Annotated in this window: 17 protein-coding genes; 16 read left to right on the top strand and 1 reads right to left on the bottom strand. The window is 64.2% G+C overall.

Annotation, left to right across the window (positions count from 1 at the left end; genetic code table 11):
* Nucleotides 1–147: 147 nt before the first annotated feature.
* The 4 genes from dnaA (at nt 148) to gyrB (ending at nt 7151) form a co-directional block, all read left to right on the top strand.
* Complete coding sequence (gene dnaA / locus V6L75_RS06680; protein WP_334250739.1) at nt 148–1635, top strand: chromosomal replication initiator protein DnaA; 1488 nt, start codon at nt 148–150, stop codon at nt 1633–1635.
* A gap of 212 nt (nt 1636–1847) precedes the next feature.
* Complete coding sequence (gene dnaN, locus V6L75_RS06675) at nt 1848–2966, top strand: DNA polymerase III subunit beta (RefSeq protein ID WP_334250738.1); 1119 nt, start codon at nt 1848–1850, stop codon at nt 2964–2966.
* Nucleotides 2967–3409: 443 nt separating this feature from the next.
* Nucleotides 3410–4522 carry a DNA replication/repair protein RecF gene (recF, locus tag V6L75_RS06670; RefSeq protein WP_334250737.1) on the top strand — a complete coding sequence of 371 codons (1113 nt, stop codon included), beginning with the start codon at nt 3410–3412 and terminating at the stop codon, nt 4520–4522.
* 175 nt (nt 4523–4697) lie between these two features.
* Nucleotides 4698–7151, top strand: coding sequence for a DNA topoisomerase (ATP-hydrolyzing) subunit B (gene gyrB, locus V6L75_RS06665; protein WP_334250736.1), 2454 nt, complete (start codon nt 4698–4700; stop codon nt 7149–7151).
* A gap of 81 nt (nt 7152–7232) precedes the next feature.
* Here gyrB and V6L75_RS06660 read toward each other — a convergent pair whose 3' ends face one another.
* Nucleotides 7233–8210, bottom strand: a complete 978-nt coding sequence (locus V6L75_RS06660; protein WP_334250735.1) for a sugar-binding transcriptional regulator — start codon at nt 8208–8210, stop codon at nt 7233–7235.
* Nucleotides 8211–8509: 299 nt separating this feature from the next.
* On the opposite strand from V6L75_RS06660, the gene V6L75_RS06655 reads away from it, so the two are divergent.
* The 12 genes from V6L75_RS06655 (at nt 8510) to V6L75_RS06600 (ending at nt 21366) form a co-directional block, all read left to right on the top strand.
* Nucleotides 8510–9919 carry a PTS galactitol transporter subunit IIC gene (locus V6L75_RS06655; RefSeq protein ID WP_334250734.1) on the top strand — a complete coding sequence of 470 codons (1410 nt, stop codon included), beginning with the start codon at nt 8510–8512 and terminating at the stop codon, nt 9917–9919.
* On the top strand, nt 9916–10383 hold the full coding sequence (locus V6L75_RS06650; protein ID WP_334250733.1) for a PTS sugar transporter subunit IIA: 468 nt from the start codon (nt 9916–9918) through the stop codon (nt 10381–10383). The genes V6L75_RS06655 and V6L75_RS06650 overlap by 4 nt, the downstream gene beginning before the upstream one ends.
* Before the next feature lie 30 nt (nt 10384–10413).
* Complete coding sequence (locus V6L75_RS06645) at nt 10414–10701, top strand: PTS sugar transporter subunit IIB (protein ID WP_019964237.1); 288 nt, start codon at nt 10414–10416, stop codon at nt 10699–10701.
* Between the two features lie 34 nt (nt 10702–10735).
* Nucleotides 10736–12727 carry a phosphoenolpyruvate--protein phosphotransferase gene (gene ptsP / locus V6L75_RS06640; RefSeq protein WP_334250732.1) on the top strand — a complete coding sequence of 664 codons (1992 nt, stop codon included), beginning with the start codon at nt 10736–10738 and terminating at the stop codon, nt 12725–12727.
* Nucleotides 12728–12949: 222 nt separating this feature from the next.
* A complete protein-coding gene (locus tag V6L75_RS06635; protein WP_123193204.1) occupies nt 12950–13423 on the top strand; it encodes an arsenate-mycothiol transferase ArsC in 474 nt (157 codons plus the stop codon).
* A gap of 145 nt (nt 13424–13568) precedes the next feature.
* A complete protein-coding gene (locus V6L75_RS06630; RefSeq protein ID WP_334250731.1) occupies nt 13569–15590 on the top strand; it encodes a bifunctional DedA family/phosphatase PAP2 family protein in 2022 nt (673 codons plus the stop codon).
* Nucleotides 15591–15695: 105 nt separating this feature from the next.
* Nucleotides 15696–16127, top strand: a complete 432-nt coding sequence (locus V6L75_RS06625) for a YeeE/YedE family protein (protein WP_334250730.1) — start codon at nt 15696–15698, stop codon at nt 16125–16127.
* A 5-nt stretch (nt 16128–16132) separates the two neighbouring features.
* On the top strand, nt 16133–16591 hold the full coding sequence (locus tag V6L75_RS06620) for a YeeE/YedE family protein (RefSeq protein ID WP_334250729.1): 459 nt from the start codon (nt 16133–16135) through the stop codon (nt 16589–16591).
* A gap of 22 nt (nt 16592–16613) precedes the next feature.
* Entirely contained in the window at nt 16614–17507 is an 894-nt protein-coding gene (locus V6L75_RS06615; RefSeq protein WP_334250728.1) for an MBL fold metallo-hydrolase, read from the top strand.
* Between the two features lie 125 nt (nt 17508–17632).
* Nucleotides 17633–19417 carry a SulP family inorganic anion transporter gene (locus V6L75_RS06610; RefSeq protein ID WP_334250727.1) on the top strand — a complete coding sequence of 595 codons (1785 nt, stop codon included), beginning with the start codon at nt 17633–17635 and terminating at the stop codon, nt 19415–19417.
* Nucleotides 19418–19677: 260 nt separating this feature from the next.
* Nucleotides 19678–20805 carry a hypothetical protein gene (locus V6L75_RS06605; RefSeq protein ID WP_334250726.1) on the top strand — a complete coding sequence of 376 codons (1128 nt, stop codon included), beginning with the start codon at nt 19678–19680 and terminating at the stop codon, nt 20803–20805.
* Nucleotides 20806–20856: 51 nt separating this feature from the next.
* Nucleotides 20857–21366 carry an MmcB family DNA repair protein gene (locus V6L75_RS06600; RefSeq protein ID WP_334250725.1) on the top strand — a complete coding sequence of 170 codons (510 nt, stop codon included), beginning with the start codon at nt 20857–20859 and terminating at the stop codon, nt 21364–21366.
* Nucleotides 21367–21410 lie beyond the last annotated feature (44 nt).

Here is a 21410-nt window from a genome sequence, read left to right as displayed (position 1 = left end):
TGGCAGGCCCAACGGGACCACCTCCCTGGTTCCGGAAGGTTTCTGTCGTTCTTAAAACACAGGACCGCCCCTGCGCGTCCTGACCGTATGAAACGGGAAAGCGGCTGTGGCGGACTGCTTTCCGGAACGAACGAGAGGCGAGGCGACATGCAAGTTCAGGAAGATATGGGCGCTGAACAATGGAACCGCGTCAAAAAAAGCCTGCGGGCCGAGCTGGGCGATGACGTCTTCTCCAGCTGGTTTGCACGCGTTGACCTGGAAGAAAATGCAGACGGCACCGTGCGTCTGTCCGTGCCCACCCGCTTTCTGAAGCAGTGGATCCAGTCTCATTACCGTGACCGGCTGATGGGCCTCTGGAAGCGCGAATGCGAAAACGTGCATCGCATTGAACTGACCGTGCGCGGCGCCATGCGCCCCCGTCAGGTCGAGATGCCGATGGCCAGCAGCAGCAGCCTGTCCGCGCCCGCCCGCCCGGTGGCGCCGGCTGCCGTTGAGGCGCGTCCGATTTCGCTGAGTGAGCCGACCAATGCGGTCGCTGCTGCGCAGGCCGCCACCGCCGCTCTTGCCCGCGCCGAAGCCGACATGGGCAGCCGCGACGTGCTGCAGGGTGCAGCGCTCGATCCGAAATACACGTTCGAGACCTTTGTCGAGGGCGAGTCCAACGGTCTGGCGCTTGCTGCTGCCAAGCAGGTCGCCGCCGGAGGCGCCGTCACCTTCAATCCGCTCTATCTTCACGCCTCGGTCGGCCTCGGCAAGACCCACCTGATGCAGGCTGTTGCCGCCAAGGCGCGCGCTTCCGGCCGCAAGGTGCTCTATCTGACCGCCGAGCACTTCATGTACCGTTTCGTTGCGGCGCTGAAGGCCCAGTCGGCTCTGTCCTTCAAGGAAACCCTGCGCAGCATCGACCTGCTGCTCATCGACGACATGCAGTTCCTGCATGGCAAGCAGGTGCAGCAGGAGTTCTGCCACACGCTGAATGCGCTCATCGACGGTGCCCGTCAGGTGATTGTGGCTGCTGACCGGGCGCCGTCCGAGCTGGATACGCTGGATGACCGGGTGCGCTCGCGCCTGTCCGGTGGCCTGGTTGTCGGCATCAACGAGCCGGACTTCTCCCTGCGCCGCAATATCCTGTCGGCCCGTGTCGCCAATCTGAAGAAGTCCTACCCGGCCTTCTCCGTTCCCGACACGGTTCTGGACTATGTGGCCCGCCACGTGGTGTCTTCCGGCCGTGACCTGGAAGGCGCTCTGAACCGCCTCGTTGCCCATAACCAGCTCACCAACCAGCCGGTGACGCAGGAAATGGCCGAGATGACCCTGCGAGACCTCATCCGCTCCAGCGAACCGCGCCGGGTGAAGATCGAGGACATCCAGCGGATCGTCTCCAAGCATTATAATGTGACGAAGGCCGATCTGCTGTCGGCCCGCCGCACCCGCACCATCGTGCGTCCGCGCCAGATCGCCATGTATCTGGCCAAGGTCATGACGCCGCGCTCGCTGCCGGAAATCGGCCGCCGCTTCGGCAACCGCGATCACACCACGGTGCTGCATGCCGTGCGCAAGATCGAGGAAATGGCCCGTGCCGACGTCACGCTGGCACAGGAGCTGGAGCTGCTGAAGCGCATGCTGGACGCATAAGCCGAAAGGCTTGTGTGAAAGGCGTGGGATTGCGGGGGAAACTGCCTCCCACCTTGCGAAGATTGATGTTTTGAGGGCGTCCAACCGGGCGCCCTCTTGCATTTTGTGGCCATAAAGGGCAGGTTCGATGCCCCGCTCCTGCCCTGCCGGAGCTTACGGTTTCCTGCGTCAGGCCGTCCGGTCTGACCGTCACGAGTACACGGAAGACGCGCATGAAAGCGACCCTCGAACGGACCGACCTGCTCAAGTCCCTGACCCACGTGCACCGGGTTGTCGAGCGCCGCAACACGATCCCGATCCTGTCGAACGTGCTTCTGCGCGCCGATCAGGGTTCGCTCAAGCTCAAGGCCACGGACCTTGACCTTGAGGTCGTGGAGACGGTGCCTGCGATGATCGAGCGGCCCGGCGCGACGACCGTGCCCGCGCACATGATCTATGACATCGTGCGCAAGCTGCCCGAAGGCTCGCAGGTTGTGCTGGAAACCTCCAGCGACAACGCCACGCTGGAACTGAGGGCCGGGCGCTCGCGTTTCGCGCTGCAGATGCTGCCTGAGACGGATTTCCCGGATCTGACCGCCGGCACCTTCACCCACCAGTTCACGCTCGCAGGCGGTGCGATCCGCAAACTGATCGATACCACTCAGTTCGCCATCTCCACTGAGGAGACGCGCTACTATCTGAACGGCATCTACCTGCACACGGTGTCCACCGATCAGGGCCAGATGGTGCGCGCGGTTGCCACCGACGGCCACCGCCTTGCCCAGGCCGAAGTGCCCGCACCGCAGGGTGCAGCGGGCATGCCGGGCATCATCGTCCCGCGCAAGACGGTTGGCGAAGTTCAGAAGCTGCTGGAGGACCGTGAGGCCGAGGTGACGGTGGAGATCTCCGACACGAAGATCCGCATCACCAACGGGCCGGTGGTTCTGACGTCCAAGCTGATCGACGGCACCTTCCCGGATTATGGCCGCGTCATTCCGCAGCACAATGACAAGGAAATGCGCGTCGACCGGGACGAGTTCAAGGAAGCGGTGGACCGCGTGTCGACCATTTCCTCCGAGCGCGGCCGCGCCGTGAAGCTGTCCATGTCGGAAGGCCGTCTGGTGCTTGCCGTGAACAACCCGGATTCGGGCAGTGCAACGGAAGAACTGGCCGTCGAATATGATGCCGAGCCGATGGAAATCGGCTTCAACTCCCGCTACCTGCTGGATATCGCCGCCCAGCTGACGGGCGATACCGCCCTGTTCCGCCTGGCAGATTCCGGCTCTCCCACCCTTGTTCAGGACAACGCCACGGGCGACAGCCTCTTCGTGCTGATGCCGATGCGTGTGTGAGGGGCGGTTAAGCGGGACAAGAGTTCACAAGTCAGCTGCGGACATGTGCCCGCACTGCTGCATCTGGCTTATGGCAGGGCCTTTGCTCTCCCCTCCCGGCGAGGGGGCAATTGTTGATACGGACGCAAGGAGGAGCGGATGCTCTCTTTCGCCGCAGCGCCCCTCTCCCCCCTTGAGGGGGAGATGTCTGCGTCAGCAGACAGAGGGGGGTGGCAGCGTTTCAGCAAAGCAGGGCCTCTCTCTCAAGCAGACAGTTCGCTACCCCCCTCTGCCCCCTGCCGGGGGCATCTCCCCCTCAAGGGGGGAGAGGAGTTGGTGCTCTGGTCAGGCCGGAGGAAACGCAGCCCCGCCGGAGGGAGGCGGGCCGAGCGGCTTTGCAAGAGAGAAAAAGCTGCCCCTATGCCTGTGCCTCCAGCCACACCCCCTTGCCATGACGGGGCACCATGACTGGCATCAGTCAGGTGGCGATTGAGCGCCTCACGCTGACGGATTTCCGCAATTATGCGCATTTCGCCCTGTCGCCGGAGCGGAAGCTTGTAGCGCTGGCCGGAAACAACGGCATCGGCAAGACCAATATTTTGGAAGCCATCTCCCTCTTGAGCGCGGGCCGCGGCCTGCGCCGCGCCAGCCTGCCGGATATTGCCCGGCGCGGCGGCGAGGGCGGGTTTGCAGTCAATGCGCTGATCACCGGTCCTCTGGGCGAAACACGGCTCGGCACCGGATATGGGGCGGGTGACAGCGGCCGCCGGGTGCGGATCGATGGCACGGAAGCGCGCTCCTCCGAGGCGCTGCTGGAGTATCTGCGGGTACTGTGGCTGGTTCCGGCCATGGACGGGCTCTTCACGGGGCCTGCCGGAGACCGCAGGCGCTTTCTAGACCGGCTTACACTGTCGATTGATCCGTCCCATGGGCGGCGGGTGAATGACTTCGACAAGGCGCTGCGCCACCGCAACAAGCTGCTGGAAGACGGCGGTTCACCGGCCTGGCTGGAAGCCATCGAGGCACAGGTGGCTGAGCTGGGTGTGGCGCTGGCGCTGGCCCGGCGCGAGACAGTCAGCCTGCTGCAGGGGCGGATCGAGGCGCTGGACCAGCTTGGCCTGCCCTTCCCCCGCGCCCTGCTGGTGCTGGATGGAGAGTTCGAGAGCGAGGCCACCGGCCTTGCAGCGAGCGATCAGGAAGACCTGCTGCGCCGCCGGTTGCGCGAAGGCCGGGCGCGCGACCGGGCAGCAGGGCGCACGCTCACAGGTCCGCACCGCAGTGACCTGACCGTGACCCATGCGGCCAAGGTGATGCCTGCAGCGCTTGCCTCAACGGGGGAGCAGAAGGCATTGCTGATCGGGCTTGTTCTGGCCCATGCAGACCTGACGGCGGCCGTCTCCGGCATGACGCCTATCCTGCTGCTGGACGAGGTGGCGGCGCATCTGGACCCCGGCCGGCGCGAGGCGCTCTTTGCCCGTCTGACGGCGCTTGAAGCCCAGGTTTTCATGACCGGCACGGACAAGGCCCTGTTCGAGGCCCTGCCGGACAGCGGCGAGATCCACCTTCTGGGCAGCTGAGCGGTCGCAGGCTTGCCGCTGCACTGCAGCACTCGCCCTCAAAAGGCCGGTTTTCTATGGTTTTTCCACTGTTCATACCCCCAAGGCCCGGCCATTCGGCCGGGTTGGTTGAACCCTCCGGCCAGTGCCGTATAAGGGTATCTTGATCCCCTGGACCGAATGGTGACTGATTCGGATGAGCGATACTTCGATTCCCGAGAACACCCCGTCTGCGGAAAGCTCTGCAGCACAGGAATATGGCGCTGACAGCATCAAGGTGCTGAAGGGCCTCGACGCTGTGCGCAAGCGCCCGGGCATGTACATCGGTGACACCGACGACGGCTCCGGCCTGCACCACATGGTCTACGAGGTTGTCGACAACGCCATCGATGAGGCATTGGCCGGCCACGCCGACCATGTGACCGTAACCCTCAACGCCGATGGCTCCGTCACCGTGACGGATAACGGCCGCGGCATCCCCACGGACCTGCACTCTCAGGAAGGGGTCTCTGCGGCTGAAGTCATCATGACCCAGCTGCACGCGGGCGGAAAGTTCGACCAGAACTCCTACAAGGTGTCGGGTGGTCTTCACGGCGTGGGCGTTTCCGTGGTGAACGCGCTGTCCACCTGGCTGGACCTGCGTATCTGGCGCGCGGGCAACGAGCACTACATGCGCTTCCGCCATGGCGATGCCGAGGCGCCCCTGAAGGTGGTTGGCCCGGCGAATGGCCGCAAGGGCACGGAAGTGACCTTCCTGCCTTCGCCGGAGACCTTCACCAGGACCGAATTCGATTTCGACACGCTGGAGCACCGCCTGCGCGAGCTGGCATTCCTGAACTCCGGCGTACGTATTCTGCTCACCGACAAGCGCGGCGTAGAGCCGCGCGTGGTCGAGCTGTTTTATGAGGGCGGTCTGGAAGCCTTCGTGCGTTATCTTGACCGGGCCAAGCACCCGCTGCTGGACGCGCCCATTTCCATGTCGGCAGAGCGTGACGGCATCACCGTCGAGGTCGCCATGTGGTGGAACGACAGCTACCACGAGCAGGTGCTGTGCTTCACCAACAACATCCCGCAGCGCGACGGCGGTACGCATCTGGCCGGTTTCCGCGGTGCGCTGACCCGTCAGGTTACCGGCTATGCGGAAAGTTCGGGCCTTCTCAAGAAGGAAAAGGTGTCACTGACCGGCGACGACTGCCGCGAGGGCCTGACCTGCGTGCTCTCCGTCAAGGTGCCCGACCCGAAGTTCTCGTCCCAGACGAAGGACAAGCTGGTGTCTTCCGAAGTGCGCCCGGTGGTGGAGAACATCATCAACCAGGCGCTGGCCGAATGGCTGGAGGAAAACCCGGCCAAGGCGAAGTCGCTGGTGTCCAAGGTGGTGGAAGCCGCTTCCGCCCGTGAAGCGGCGCGCAAGGCGCGTGAGCTGACCCGCCGCAAGGGCGCGCTCGACATCGCCTCCCTGCCCGGCAAGCTCGCCGACTGTCAGGAGCGTGACGCCTCCAAGGCCGAACTGTTCCTCGTCGAGGGTGACTCGGCAGGCGGCTCGGCCAAGCAGGGCCGCCACCGCGAGAACCAGGCCGTGCTTCCGCTGCGCGGCAAGATCCTCAACGTGGAGCGTGCCCGCTTCGACAAGATGCTCTCGTCCAACGAAATCGGCACGCTGATCACCGCGCTCGGCACCGGCATCGGCAAGGAAGAGTTCAACGTCGAGAAGCTGCGCTACCACAAGATCATCATCATGACGGACGCCGACGTGGACGGCGCCCACATCCGCACCCTGCTGCTGACCTTCTTCTTCCGGCAGATGCCGGAACTGATCGAGCGCGGCTACATCTATATTGCCCAGCCGCCGCTCTACAAGGTGAAGCGCGGACAGTCGGAGCAGTATCTCAAGGACCAGACGGCGCTTGAGAACTATCTGATCGGTACGGGCCTTGAAGACACCTCCCTAGCGCTTGCCAATGGCGAAGTGCGCATGGGCGCGGACCTGCGGCAGGTGGTGGAGCAGGCGCGTGCCATCAGCGGCATTCTGGATGGTCTGCACTCGCGCTATGACCGCTCGGTCGTGGAGCAGGCTGCCATCGCCGGTGCGCTTAATCCCGATACGCTCAACGACCGGGAGAAGGGCGAACAGGCCGCTGCCTATATCGCCCGCCGTCTCGACATTCTCGCCGATGAATTCGAGCGGGGCTGGACGGCCGAGGTGCGCGATGACGGCGCCCTTGTCTTCCGCCGCACCGTGCGCGGCGTGGAAGAGGTGGCCACCATTGATCCGGCGCTTCTGGCTTCGGCCGATGCCCGCCGCCTTGATGCCCATTCGGCCCATCTCAACGAGATCTACGGCAAGGCCGCCGTTCTGCGCCGCAAGGATGCCGAAACGGCGATCCGCGGGCCGCAGGCGCTGCTGTCCACCATCTTCGCCTTTGGCCGCAAGGGCCTCAGCCTGCAGCGCTACAAGGGCCTTGGCGAGATGAACCCGGAGCAGCTGTGGGAGACGACGCTGGACCCGAACGTCCGCTCGCTGCTGCAGGTGAAGGTCAAGGAGGCCGATGCGGCCGACGACATCTTCACCAAGCTGATGGGCGACGAGGTGGAGCCGCGCCGCGAGTTCATTCAGGACAACGCCCTCAGCGTTGCCAATCTGGACGTGTGATGCCGGATCCGGCGGGCTGACCCGCCGGATTTCCTCCCGCAGGAGCGGACTTCGTCCCAGCGCGGGTGCCTCAGACCCTTTTCACGCCCCCTTGCGGGCCAGTGCCTGGGCGATTTCCTGGTCAATGATGATGGTGCGGGCAAGGCCTGCCTTCATCACCGCCTTCAGCGGCTCGGTCTTGCGGGCGCCGGAAGCGATGATGACATTGGTGCCGCGTTTCAGCGCCTCGAAAGAGATGCCGACGCGGCGCTCGTTGAGAGCACAATCCACCAGACTGCCATCAGCGGCCAGCAGAAAGCCGCCGATCTCGCTGACGGCGCCAGCGCGGATGGCGGCCTCAACCTCTGCCGCTCCGATCCCCGCCAGCCGGAAGAAAGTGCCGCCCGGCTGCACGCCGCCGCAGCTCAGCAGATTGAGTGTTGCCGTCTCGCCCTTGTCCAGCATTGCCCGCAGCACCGGGTCCTGCTCCAGTGTCTGGCGCGTTTGCGGGCTGCCCACGTGGCTCGGCAGGGGCAGGGTGCGGGCCGGGCAGCCAATGGTCGCTGCCAGCTGCAGGGCCACGGAATAGGAACTCACCCCGTCATCGATGGACGAGGCGCCGATCATCGCCACAACGAGGCAATCGCTCTTGGAAAGCTGGCGCATGGCATCGGCCATGCGGGCAATGGTGCGCCCGCCGGCCACCCCGAGTATCATGTCCGGCGTGCTCAGCAGAATGCGGGAGAGATAGTTGCTGGCAGCAATGCCGACCGACTCGCGCCCCAGCCGCTCCGCAAGCTCCGGCTCGGAGGACTGAGCCTCCAGCGGCGGCGTCAGCACGCATTCCTCTACGCCGTAGCGCTGACTGATCCAGTCGCTGAGTGCGAGGGTTTCGGCCATTTCATGTTCGACGGAGATCTTCACCAGCCCGGTGTCACGGGCCTGTGCCAGCAGCCGGGTGACCTTTGTGCGTGAGAGGTTGAGCCGCCGGGCTACCTGTTCCTGCCCCAGTCCATGGACGTAATAGAGCCATGCGGCGAGCACGCCCAGATCGTCATCACCGGACTTGGGTCTTGCCATGTTTCCTCCCTCGAAGCTTTCGCCAGCAGCGCTGCACCACACCTTGATGATGCAGGATGGGCGCGGCGGCAACCTGAACAAATGTTCAATAGCAGCACACTTGACACATATCCACGTCCGGGTTTAGACAAAAGTGCATAAGATGCACATTTGCCCGATCCTTTGCCGGAGAAGGCGGCCGTGCATCAGGCTGACGGAAAGCGCCGCAGGCATCCTGGAGGGAGAGTGCCTGCCGCATCGAAAGCTTTCCGTCCCGGGCCTGCCCGGATTTCTGGCCGGAACCTTGGGAGGAGCAAAGCATGGATAGCCTGTTGTCAGGGCTGAAGACTGTCGTCGACGGATTGGGTGCGACGGTTCTGCTGCCGGTCATCATCTTCATCATTGCCGTGGTTCTGGGCGCTCGCCCGGGCAAGGCATTCCGCGCCGGTGTCACCATCGGCGTCGCCTTCATCGGCATCAATCTCGTTATCGGCCTGATGTGGACCAACCTCAGCGAGGTGGCTCAGGCCATTGCCACGAACACGGGCGTCACCCGTGATATCGTCGATGTGGGCTGGCCGTCTTCGGCCGCCATTGCATTCGGATCGCAGGTCGGCCTCTGGATCATTCCCATCGGCATTGCCGTCAACGTCGTGATGCTGCTCGCCGGCCTGACCCGCACGCTCAACGTGGATGTGTGGAATTTCTGGCACTTTGCCTTCGTCGGCTCACTTGTGGTCGCGGCCACCAATTCGCTCGGCATGGGCCTTGCCGCTGCCGCCATCATTGCCGTCATCTGCCTGATCTTCGCCGACTGGAGCGCCAAGGCCGTGCAGCGTTTCTATGGCCTGCCGGGCGTCTCGGTGCCGCATCTCCTGTCGGTGCAGATCCTGCCCATCGCGGTGGCGGTCAACTGGGTCATCGACCGCATCCCTGGCCTGCGCGACATCGACCTCAGTACCGATCACATTCAGGAGCGCCTTGGCGTGCTGGGTGAGCCGGTGGTGCTGGGTCTCGTCATCGGCGTGGTGCTGGGCACCATCGGCTTCTGGAACCCGGAAGACATCGCCGGCATGATCACCAAGGTGCTTAAGACCGGCATCAACCTTGCCGCCGTGATGCTGCTGCTGCCGCGCATGGTGAAGATCCTGATGGAAGGCCTGATTCCGGTTTCGGAAGCCGCGCGCGACTTCGTCCAGAAGCGCGCCGGTAACCGCCAGATCAACATCGGCCTCGACTCGGCCATTCTCATCGGCCATCCGGCGGCCATCTCCAGTTCGCTGCTTCTGGTGCCGATCGCCATTCTCCTGTCTGTGGTGCTGCCGGGTAACCGGGTGATTCTCTTCGCCGATCTGGCCGTTATCCCCTTCGTCGTGGCACTGGCCGCGCCCATCGTGCGGGGCAATGTGCTGCGCATGGTGATCATCGGCACGATCACGCTGGGCATCGGTTTTTATATGGCCGGCTCGCTCGCCCCGCTCTTCACCAAGGCGGCAGTCTCTTCCGGCTTTGCGATGCCCGCAGGCGCCTCGCAGATCACGGCCATCGGTGACGGCTTCGTTTGGCTGGCCTGGGCAACGGTGGAACTGGTGCAGGTCTTCGGCATCATCGGGCTGGTGATCCTAGGCATCTGTGCCGCTGCCGCCCTTCTCGCCCTCGTCAGCAAGCGTACCGCACTCGAAAAGCTGGCAGGCGGCGAAGATGATGCTTCCAAAGGAGCGAATGCATGACGCAATCCCTTGCAGACTGCGTGGTTGAGGACGGTATCTTCCTCAAGACGCAGGCACAGGATGCAACCTCGGTGATCGGCCTTCTGGCCGGTCACCTCAGGGACAAGGGCCTTGTTGCCGACACTTATGTGCAGGCGGTCATCGACCGGGAGAAGGTGATGCCCACCGGCCTGCCGATGGAAGACGGACTGGCTGTCGCAGTGCCTCACACTGACCCGCAGCATGTCATCCGTTCCGGCATTGCCATCGCCACGCTGGCGGCACCTGTTGCCTTTGCCAGCATGGATGACCCGGACAATCAGCTGGCCGTGCAGGTGGTCTTCGCTCTGGCACTGAAGAGCAAGGATGAACAGATCGGCATGCTTCAATCCATCGGCAGACTGCTGCAGGATGGGGCGCGAATCCGCAAGCTGATCGAGGCATCCGACCCGCAGGACGCACGGGCGCTGCTGAACGCAGCCTGAGGAACGCAGAAGAACAACAGGAGGAAACTGATGGCGCAGACCAAGACCGTTCTCGTGGCATGCGGCACCGCCGTCGCCACATCCACCGTGGTGGCCAACAGCCTGGAAGAAGCCATGGCCGCCCGTGGCATCCGCATCGAGACCCGTCAGTGCAAGGCAACCGAGGTGCCCAGTCTGATCGATCAGGCCGATCTCGTCGTCTCCACCACGCCGCTGCCGCCCAACCTGCCCAAGCCCGCGATCGTCACCCTCGCCTTTCTGACCGGCATTGGCCGGGAAGCAGAAATCGAGAAGATCGCCAAGATCCTCGCAGGTTGAGCGGACGCAAAGATCAGAAGACGGAACAGGACCGATGGAGACGATGAAGCGCGTGCGCGTTGGCGTCGAGGGGGGATTGCATGCCCGTCCGGCTGCCGAGCTCGTCCGCCTTGCCAAGGGCTTCGAGGCAGAGATCGTGATCGGTGCCGGAACGCAGACCGCTCCGGCCCGCTCATCGCTGAAGCTGCTGCTGCTGGGCGTGAAGGAAGGTGACGAGGTAGAGCTGCGCACCAGCGGACCGGATGCCGCCGAAGCGCTGTCCGCCATCTCCGGGTTTCTCTCAGGCGGCGCCGCGCATGAAGCGGCTGCACCGTCTGCTTCTATAGCCAGCGGCGCCTCCCAGGCACCAGCCGGGGAATTCGCACTTGCCGCTGGTGAAAGGCCCGCGGGCGCCCTCAAGGGCATCGGCACGGGTGGCGGACCTGCCATCGGTCCGGTGTTCCATTTCATCCAGCCCGCGCTGGAGGCTCCTGCAGGCCCCACCCCGCCGGAAGCCCGCAGCGCAGAGCTGGAGAAAGTTGAGGGTGCCCGCGTCCGGCTGCTTCGGCAGATCCATGAGGACGCCGCCCAGGCCGCTTCCCCGCAGGCCCGCGACATTCTGACCGCCATCGCCAGCCTTGCAGAAGACGCAGACTGGGCGGCAGCCATTGCCGCCCATGTGGCTGACGGTCAACCGGCCATCACCGCCATTCTGGCCGCCGGCCGCGAGACAGCGCAAGCGCTCGCCGCCCTTTCCGATCCTTACGCCCGCGCCCGCGCCGAAGACATGGATGCGGTGGCCCGGCTGCTGGCACTTGCCGTCAACGGCTTGAAACCTGTGTCTCTTGCCGATTGTCCGGAAGGGGCAATCGTCGTGGCGGAAGATCTGACGGCGCTGGAAATTGGCTCTGCAGACCTGCGCCGCACCGGTGGCCTCATCTGCCGCAATGGCTCGGCCACCAGCCATGCGGCCATCCTTGCCAAGGCTTTCGGCATTCCCGCCGTCTTCGGTGTTGCTGATCCGGAGAACAAGCTCGCCGCAGCACGGACGGTAGCGCTCGATGGCACATCGGGGCTGGTCTACCCGGACCCGTCATCGGATGTCGCGGAGACCTTCAAGGCACGCTGCGCGCAGGCCCGAGCCGAGGCAGAGCGGCTCTCCGCGCTCCGGGATGTTGCGCCGGTCACGCGCGATGGCACACCGGTCATCGTGGCCGCGAACATCGGCTCGGTGAAGGACATTGAGCTGGCAAAAGAATATGGCGCCATGGGCGTCGGCCTGATGCGCACCGAATTCCTGTTCCTCGGGCGCACCGCCCTGCCGGATGAGGAAGAACAGTTTTCCACTTACCGCACGGTGCTGGAGGCGTTCCCCGGCCATCCGGTGGTGATCCGCACCCTCGACATTGGCGGCGACAAGCCGGTGCGCGGCATTTCGGTGCCGCAGGAGGAAAACCCCTTCCTTGGCCTGCGCGGCATCCGGCTCTGTCTTGCCAATCCGGCCCTGTTCAAGGTGCAGCTGCGGGCGCTGCTGCGCGCGGCCCCTTATGGTGATCTCAAGGTGATGCTGCCCATGGTCAGCGATCCGGCAGAAATCGAAGGAACCCGCCAGCTCATCGCAGTCTGTGAAGCCGAACTGACAGCAGAGGACAAGGCTTTCGGCAGCTTTGATCTCGGCACCATGGTGGAAACGCCGGCCGCCGCGCTCATCGCTCATGACCTCGCGGCAGTGACAGCCTTCTTCTCCATCGGCACCAATGATCTCACACAGTATGTCATGGCTGCCGACCGGATGAACCCGTCCGTCGCCAGCCTCTGCCGGACGAACCATCCGGCTGTTCTGCGCGCCATCCGCATGGTGGCGCAAGCGGCACAGGCGCATGGCATCTGGTGCGGCATCTGCGGCGAGGCAGCCTCCGATGCAAGCCTGCTTCAGATTTTCCTCGATGCCGGCGTGCGCGAGCTCAGCATGGCTCCAGCCTCCATCCCCCGCATCAAGCAGGCCATCGGCGCTGCCACCCTCTCCTCCCCGCCTCAGACCCCCTGAGGTCAGACGCCACCTGCCCCGGAAGACCGCTTCCGGGGCATTTTTCTTTTGGGCACTGTTCAGAGCCCGGACATCGTCTGGCTATCAGCCGGCGGGATGGTGCTGAACTCATCCTGCTCTGCCGCACCCTGTCCGGGTTTGCACGGACTGCCGCTGTCACACGTCCGTAGTGTCATCTGACTAAACAGGCGCCCAAGGGGCGATGATTCGAAGAGGCCTGGAATGACCCCGTCGACTGTGCTTTTCGTTTGTCCGGACAACGCCCTTCTCGGGCCGCTGGCCGAAGCTTATCTGAACAGCCTTGCGCCGCAGGGGATCCGTGCCTTTTCCGCCGGGCCCAATCCGCGCGGGGCGCTGCATCCGCTGGTGCGACGCCTGCTGCAGGATCATGGGCTGGACGCGCAGGGCCTTGAGCCCAAGAGCTGGGACATCTTCATGCTGCCCCATGCGCCGCAGCCCGACCGGGTGGTGGCGCTGACGGACAGTGTGGCTGGCGGGCATCAGCCGGATTGGCCGGGTAACCCGCGCCGTACCCTCTGGCAGGTGGCGGCCTGCGAGGCTGACAGCCGTCCCGAAAGCCTTGCCGCCTGCAGCGAGTATTTCCGCCGTATCCGCCGCTGCATCGACCAGACGCTTGCGCAGCAGACACCGCCCGTGCACCGGCAGGCGCAGGAGCTGCTTCTTGCATCTTGCTGAAACCGCATGCACCTTGCCGAAACTTTCTGGTGCTAGATACCTGTTGAGCACATAGGCCGATACTTATATGCAGGCGGCTCCGGTACGCGAAACCCAAGACCTTTCGCGCCAGCCTTAAAGTGTTGCGATCAGGTGGAAGCCGTTCTTGACCGAGTATCTCAATCAGATCGTCACGTTCCTGGGGGATAACCCCGAGCTGGCCGGGCTCATCTGCTTCCTCATCGCCATGGGCGAGGCCCTTTTCATTGTCGGCCTCTTCGTGCCCAGCACCGTGGTTCTGGTCGGTGCGGGCGCGCTCGCCGGGCTTGGCAAGCTCGATCCGGTGTCGATCTTCATCTGGACCACCCTCGGCGCCATTGCAGGCGATGCGATTTCCTATTGGGTCGGCTATTTCTACAAGGACCGGCTGCGCAATGTCTGGCCGCTGTCCCGCTACAAGAGCATCATGGAGCGCGGCGAGGCCTTCTTCCGCCTGCATGGCGGCAAGAGCGTCTTCATCGGCCGGTTCGTGCCGGGGGTGAAATCCGTCGTGCCGGGCATTGCCGGCATGGTGGGCATGGACGCCTGGTACTTCACCTTCGTCAATGTCACCTCTGCCATCGCCTGGGCTGTCTCGCACCTCGGACCCGGCTTCATTGCCGGCACGGCGCTGAGTGCCATCGGTGAGGTCAGCGGCCGCCTGGCGGTGATGCTGGGCGTGCTCTGCGTCATTCTTTTCGTCGTGATCATGCTGGGCCGCTGGCTCATCCAGATCATCATGCCCCTGTTTGCAGGCACTCACGGCGCAATCATCGGCTGGTTTGCCCGCCGTCCTGGCGCCGTCTCGCAGTGGGTGGCCCGCTCCTTCGATCCGCAGCATCCCCGCTCCACCGGTATGCTGGCATCGGCGCTCCTGCTGATCATCACCATGCCCGCCTTTTTCTGGCTGGTGACGCAGCTGACGCCGGGCGACAGCCTGACCCAGGCGGATCTGGCGATCCGCAATCTTTTCGAGAGCCTGCGCTCGCCGCTGGGTGACCGCATCCTCGTGCCCATCACCATGCTCGGCGATGGTTTTCTGCTGACAATCTTTGCGCTTCTGGTTGCGGCCTATCTGTTTGGCCGCAAGGCCTGGCGCCGGGGCACCGGCTTCCTCATCGCCGTCAGCACCACGGCCCTGTTCGTGCCGCTGATGAAGGCTCTCGTCGTGCGTGACCGGCCCAATGCCTTTGGCGATGGTGTGCACGGTTTCAGCTTCCCGTCCGGCCACACGACGGTCACCACCGTCATCTTCGGCATCATTGCCGTGCTGATTGCTCATGAGCGCTCGGCCTGGTCCAAGGCCGGCATCTTCACCATCACCGCCATCTATGTGCTGACCATGGCCTTCTCCCGGGTCTATCTCGGGGTGCACTGGACCAGCGATGTGCTGGCAGGCCTGCTGTTCGGCACCGCCATGGTCGCCGCCTTTGCCTTCGTCTTCGGCCATGTCCACAACGAAAAGGTGGGCCGTGGCGTGCTGGCGGCCATCGTGGCAAGCGCCTTCGTGGTCTTCGGCGGCTGGCACATCACCCGCAACCTGCCTGCAGCCCTAGCAACCTACAGCCCTGTGGCGAGCGAGCAGGTGCTGGGCGAAGCGGAATGGCTGGACAGCGGCTGGACGCGCGTGGCACCGCGCCGCATCGGACTCAGCGGTGATGATGAAGAGCCGTTGATTGTTCAATATGCCGGAGACCTTGGCGCCCTTGCGGGCCGGCTGGAACAGGAGGGCTGGCAAAAGGCTCCGGCCTGGACCGTAAGGTCTGCAGCCGGTTTCATCGAAGGCCAGACGAGCGCAGAAGTTCTGCCAGCCCTGCCGCGGACCCATTATGGACGCTATGCCGCCCTGGTGATGATCCGCAACAGCAATGCGCCTGACAAGAAGGACGATATCCGTCAGGTACTGCGCCTGTGGCCGACAAGCTTTGTTGTCGGGAGCGGGAATGGCGTCACCCCTCTTTATGCTGGCGGCATCATTTCTGAAGAGATCCTGCATCCTCTGGGAGAGTTTTCCGCCCCCAAGACGGAACAGGCCGCGCCTTCGGCGGACCGCAATCCCTTCCTGCAGTTGCCCGGGGCGGCTGAACGTCAGCGCCCGGATGGATCTGCGGTAACGCTGATCCCTTCTCTGCCTTTGACGGCACAGTAGTTTCATTTAATTGAAAATACGTCTTGGCATGGGCCGGCTAGTTTCTTATGTATGAAACAAGCGGCTGTTTTCGGCCGCCTTCAGGCATATGAAGAGAGGGTCAGAATGCCAACCGAATTCACGCCGCTCCTGTCTCTTGCAGGGGGCGCACTCATCGGTCTTGCCGCCGTTGCCCTGATGGCCGTACATGGCCGCATTGCCGGAATCACCGGCATTCTGGGCGGATTTCTGCCGGGTTCGGGCGAAAGTGACCGGGGCTGGCGCATTGCCTTCATCGCCGGCATGATCGCCGCTCCCATCACCGCCATGGCCGCGACCGGCAGCATGCCGCAGATCAGCGTACCGGTGTCCACACTTGCACTGGTGGCCGGCGGATTTCTGGTAGGCATCGGCGCCACCTTCGGCTCCGGCTGCACCAGCGGCCACGGGGTCTGCGGCCTGTCGCGCCTCTCCGCCCGCTCCATCGCTGCCACGCTGACCTTCATGGCCACCGGTGCAGTCACCGTCTTCCTTGTCCGCCATGTCCTCGGAGGCTGAGGCTCATGCTTATTGTTTCTGCCTTTGTGATCGGCCTCGTCTTTGGCCTCGGCATCCTTCTGTCAGGCATGGCCAACCCGGCCAAGGTCCTGAACTTCTTTGACATTGCCGGAACCTGGGACCCCAGCCTTGCCTTTGTCATGGGCGGCGCCCTGACCGTCACCGCCATCGGCTATCAGATCCTCTTCCGCAAGGGCGGCGCACCGCTGCTGGCCCCGCGCTATCTGGTGCCAACCCGCAAGGATATCGATTTGAAGCTCACCGGCGGCGCGGCCGTCTTTGGCATCGGCTGGGGCCTGTCCGGTTTTTGCCCTGGCGGCCTTGTGCCCGCGCTCGGGCTTGGCCAGAGTGAGCCGTGGATCGCCTTTGCTGCCATTGTTGCGGGCATGCTGGCTGCCCGTGCCATTGGCACGCTGCAGAGGCAGCCAAAGCTGATGCATTCGAAGCTGGCATCCGGCAAATGACCTGAGACCTCAGGAGAACACCATGAGCACGCAGTCCTATCCGGTTGACATGACGGTGAGCCCTGAGGTCACCGCCTTCTTTGATCCGCTGACCAACACCATCAGCTATGTGGTGAAGGACCCGGCTTCCGAGGCCTGCGCCATCATCGACAGCGTCATGGACATCGACTATGCCGCCGGACGGATCAGCTATGTTTCGGCTGACCAGATCATCCGCTTCGTCGAGGAGAACGGCCTCAGGGTAGAATGGCTGATCGAGACCCATGTCCACGCCGACCACCTGTCCGCCGCGCCTTACATCCAGGGCAAGCTGGGCGGAAATCTGGGTATCGGCAGCCAGATCACCGTGGTGCAGGAAACCTTCGGCAAGATCTTCAACGAAGGCACCGAGTTCCAGCGCGACGGCAGCCAGTTTGACCGGCTGTTCGAGGACGGGGATGCCTATCAGGTCGGCAGCATGACCTGCTTTGCCATCTACACCCCCGGCCACACGCCGGCCTGCATGACACATGTGATGGGCAATGCCGCCTTTGTGGGGGACACCCTGTTCATGCCCGACGGCGGCTCGGCCCGTGCCGATTTTCCCGGCGGGGATGCGGGCACGCTCTATGATTCCATCCAGAAGGTGCTTGCCCTGCCGGATGAAATGCGCCTGTTCATGTGCCACGACTACGGCCCCAATGGCCGCGACATCCAGTGGGAGACCACCGTCGGTGAGGAAAAGGCGCATAACATCCATGTGGGCGGCGGCAAGACGCGCGAGGAATTCATCGCCTTCCGCACGGCCAGGGATGCCGAGCTTGACATGCCGAAGCTGATCATCCCCTCGCTGCAGGTCAACATGCGCGCCGGCCAGCTCCCTCCCGCAGACGAAAGCGGCAAGACCTTCCTCAAGGTTCCGGTCAACGGGCTTTGAGGGGGAGCCCCGGTTCCAACCTCAGGGGGTAACGAGCGTCTTGACCGCGGCCCGGAGCAATCTTGGCGCCGCGCCAGCCAAAGACCTGTTCTCCGCTTCCGTCTCCTCCTCCAGAAAGACCCTGAATGAACCGGCTTCAGCGCTATCTTCCGATCCTTGATTGGGGCCGCACCTATGACCGGGCGGCGGCTACGAATGATCTCATCGCTGCGTTGATCGTGACGATCATGCTGATCCCGCAGTCGCTGGCCTATGCGCTGCTGGCGGGGTTGCCGGCAGAGGTGGGGCTCTATGCCTCCATCCTGCCGCTGGTGGCCTATGCCATCTTCGGCACCAGCCGGGCGCTGGCGGTCGGACCGGTGGCGGTGGTGTCGCTGATGACTGCCTCTGCCGTGGGTGAGCTGACGGCGCAGGGCACGGCGGAATATCTGGGCGCGGCCATTGCGCTTGCCTTCCTGTCCGGGCTCATTCTCATCGTTATGGGCCTGTTCCGCCTCGGTTTTCTCGCCAATCTCCTGTCGCATCCGGTGATCTCCGGTTTCATCACCGCCTCGGGCCTGCTGATTGCCGCCAGCCAGCTGAAACACATTCTCGGCGTGCCGGGCGGCGGCACCACGCTGGTGGAAATTGGTTCATCGCTTGCCGCCAATCTGGGCCAGATCAATCTCATCACGCTTGCCATCGGCATTCCGGCCATCGGTTTCCTGTTCTGGGTGCGCAAGGGGCTGAAGCCGCTTCTGATCCGTGCCGGATTGAAGCCAAGGCTCGCGGACAGCATTGCCAAGGCGGGTCCCGTTGCAGCGGTCGCCGTGACGACCACGCTCGCAGCCGCCTTCAATCTCGGTGATGCGGGGGTGAAGCTTGTCGGCCATATTCCGGGCGGGTTGCCCAAGCCCGTGCTGCCACCCTTCGAGGCGCAGCTCTGGCTGGACCTTCTGGGCCCAGCCCTGCTCATCTCCGTCATCGGTTTCGTGGAATCGGTTTCCGTGGCGCAGACCCTCGCCGCCAAGAAGCGCCAGCGCATCCTGCCGGATCAGGAGCTGATCGGACTTGGCGCGTCCAATGTGGCCTCGGCCATCTCTGGGGGCTATCCGGTAACTGGCGGCTTCGCCCGCTCGGTCGTCAATTTCGATGCAGGCGCCGAAACCCCCGCGGCAGGCGCCTATACCGCCGCGGGCATAGCACTGGCCACCCTGTTCCTGACGCCGCTGCTCGCCCATTTGCCCCAGGCCACGCTTGCCGCCACCATCATCGTTGCGGTTCTGTCGCTGGTGGATTTTCCGGCCCTCCGCCGAACCTTCATCTATTCGCGCAGCGATTTTGCCGCCATGGCTGCCACCATCCTCGTCACCTTGCTGGTGGGGGTGGAAACAGGCGTTACTACCGGTGTTGTGCTGTCGGTGCTGCTTTATCTGTTCCGCACCAGCCGCCCGCACATGGCTGTCGTCGGCATTGTTCCGGGCACGGAGCACTTCCGCAATGTGCGCCGCCACAAGGTGGTGACCGGCAGCACGGTGCTGACCGTCCGCGTTGATGAGAGCCTTTATTTTGCCAACAGCCGCTATCTGGAAGACCGCATTCTGGAACTGGTGGCCGAGCGCCCGGCGATCCGCCACGTGGTGCTGATGTGCACCGCCGTCAACGTGATCGACGCCAGCGCCTTCGAAAGTCTTGAGGAGCTGAACCGGCGGCTGAAGGATTCCGGTGTGACCTTCCACCTGTCAGAGGTGAAGGGCCCGGTGATGGACCGGCTGAACCGCACCGATTTCGCCCAGCACCTTACGGGCCAGGTGTTCCTGACCCAGTATGACGCTCTGTGCAGCCTTGACCCCGAAACCGCCCACCTCTCCGAATCCCGCCACCCCAAACGCCGCGCCATGAGCACGCTGTGGGACGGGCCGGAGATTTGAAGGGGGGGGGAGCTCAATCCTCAGCTTTTCCATCGTCACCCCGGACGAAGCGCAGCGGAGATCCGGGGCCGGTGAACCACGGTTTCCCGGTTATGCCTTTTGGGGCAAGCAACTTGTACCCCGGCTCACCGGTCCCGGCTCGGGGGCCGGGATGACGATGGAGGGGCTGCGGATTCGCCGGCAAGCTGCCATGGCGCCTTGTCTGTCCCAGTCCACCTTTCGCTTGCCTTCCGCACATCGCCCGGGCAAGGGTCGCGGCCATGGAACAGATGCCCCAGCCCATACGCTCCCAAGAACCGCCCGAGACGAGTCTGCGGCAGCGGTTTGTATCTGGCCCGCAGAACGGCGGGAGCGGCATTCTGGCCGTCGTCTACTCGCAGGTGCGCGTGCCCGAAGGCCGGTTCGGGCTGGAACGGCTGTTCATGGACACGCGCCACGCCTGCCTCTTCCTCAACGACCTGCGCTGGCGCTGGTATGAAGGGCAGACGGAGGCAGTCGATGCGGCGATTGATGCTGCCATTGCACAGGCAAAGCCTTCGCGGATCATCCACTATGGCTCGTCCATGGGCGGCCATGCGGCGCTGGCGGCGGGCTTGCGCCGGGGAGATGGTGAGGTGCACAGCTTCGGTCCGGAGCTGGAGCCCGGACGGCCCGGCACCCAGAGCGCGGATTATGGCCTTGCCTCACCCGGCACACCGGCAGAGGCACTGGCGCTTGCACCGGAGTTCGCGCGGCTGGAAACCCCGCCCGCCCATCCGCTGCATCTCTACTTCGGCCATTTCGATGCCGCAGATGCGGCAGGTGCGGCGCGGGTGCTGAGCCGCAAGGCAGAGGTCCCGGCGATGGCTGGTGTCCACGTGTATGAACTGGCATCCTGCCATGCCAGCCATGACCACCTCTATGCGCTGAACGTCATCCGCAAGATCATCCGCACCTTTGAGCGCGATCCGGCGGCGGAACTGGCCGCCCGTGATCTGCTGCAGCCGCTGCCGCCCGCGTTTCATGCCGGCTTCTCGCAGGCCGCCGAACTCTTCGCGCAAGGCGCCGTGCCCGAGGAAGCAGATCTTCTGCATCTGGCAGGCCTCGCCCCGGACCACATTGGCCTCCTGCGCCTCAGGGCGGATGCAGCTGCCGCGCGCGCAGATCTGGAATCCGCCCTTGCCCTGATCACACAGGCCGAGGCGCAGATTGCCGGCCATCCCGGCCTTGCCGCTCTGCCCAAGCGCTGGCGCAAGGACCTGACGCTCGCCCGCATCCGCTGGATGGCGGATCTTGGAAGACAGGAGGCAGCGGCGGACCTGCTGAGGTCTCTCGCCGTGCAGATGCCCCATGACGCAAAGGTTCTGGCGCTGGCGGAAGAGCTTGGCACCAACCTGCCGGAAAGCTGAAATACAGGAACTGACCTTGCATTTCCCGAACAAATGCGGAACATTCAAGGGATGAACCCGCTGGACCTCGCCCATACCAACCGCATTGCCCTGGATGACCCGCTGACGGACGGACGCCAGTCCGAAACGGCGCTCAAGGTCTGGCGCGGGGCGGCCCGGCTCATGCGCTTGCAGGGCTTTGCCTGCCTGTCCGAGCTGACGCTGGCCTCCGGGCGGCGGGCGGACCTGATTGCACTGGGCCCGAAGCACGAGCTCATCATCATCGAGGTGAAATCCTCCATTGCGGATTTCAGGGCAGATAGCAAATGGCCGGACTACCGCGCCCATTGCGACCGGTTCTATTTCGCCACCCACGTGGATGTGCCGGCGGAGATCTTCCCGCAAGAGGCCGGGCTGATCCTGTCTGATGGCTATGCGGCCGATATCCTTCGCGAGGCCCCGCACCATCCCCTGGCGGCCGCCACGCGCAAGGCCGTGACCTCCCGCTTTGCCCGTCAGGCCGCGCTGCGCCTGCATGACCTCCTGGACCCGGACGCAAGAGCCATCGCCAGCGTTCTCTGATCCTTAGCGCAAGGGCTGGCGTAAGAGGGAAAGTCCCATGTAAC

Origin of the sequence: Pannonibacter anstelovis, from assembly GCF_036881715.1 — a bacterium.
Classification (GTDB): Bacteria; Pseudomonadota; Alphaproteobacteria; order Rhizobiales; family Stappiaceae; genus Pannonibacter; species Pannonibacter anstelovis.
This window is presented reverse-complemented; position numbering and strand designations above follow the sequence as displayed.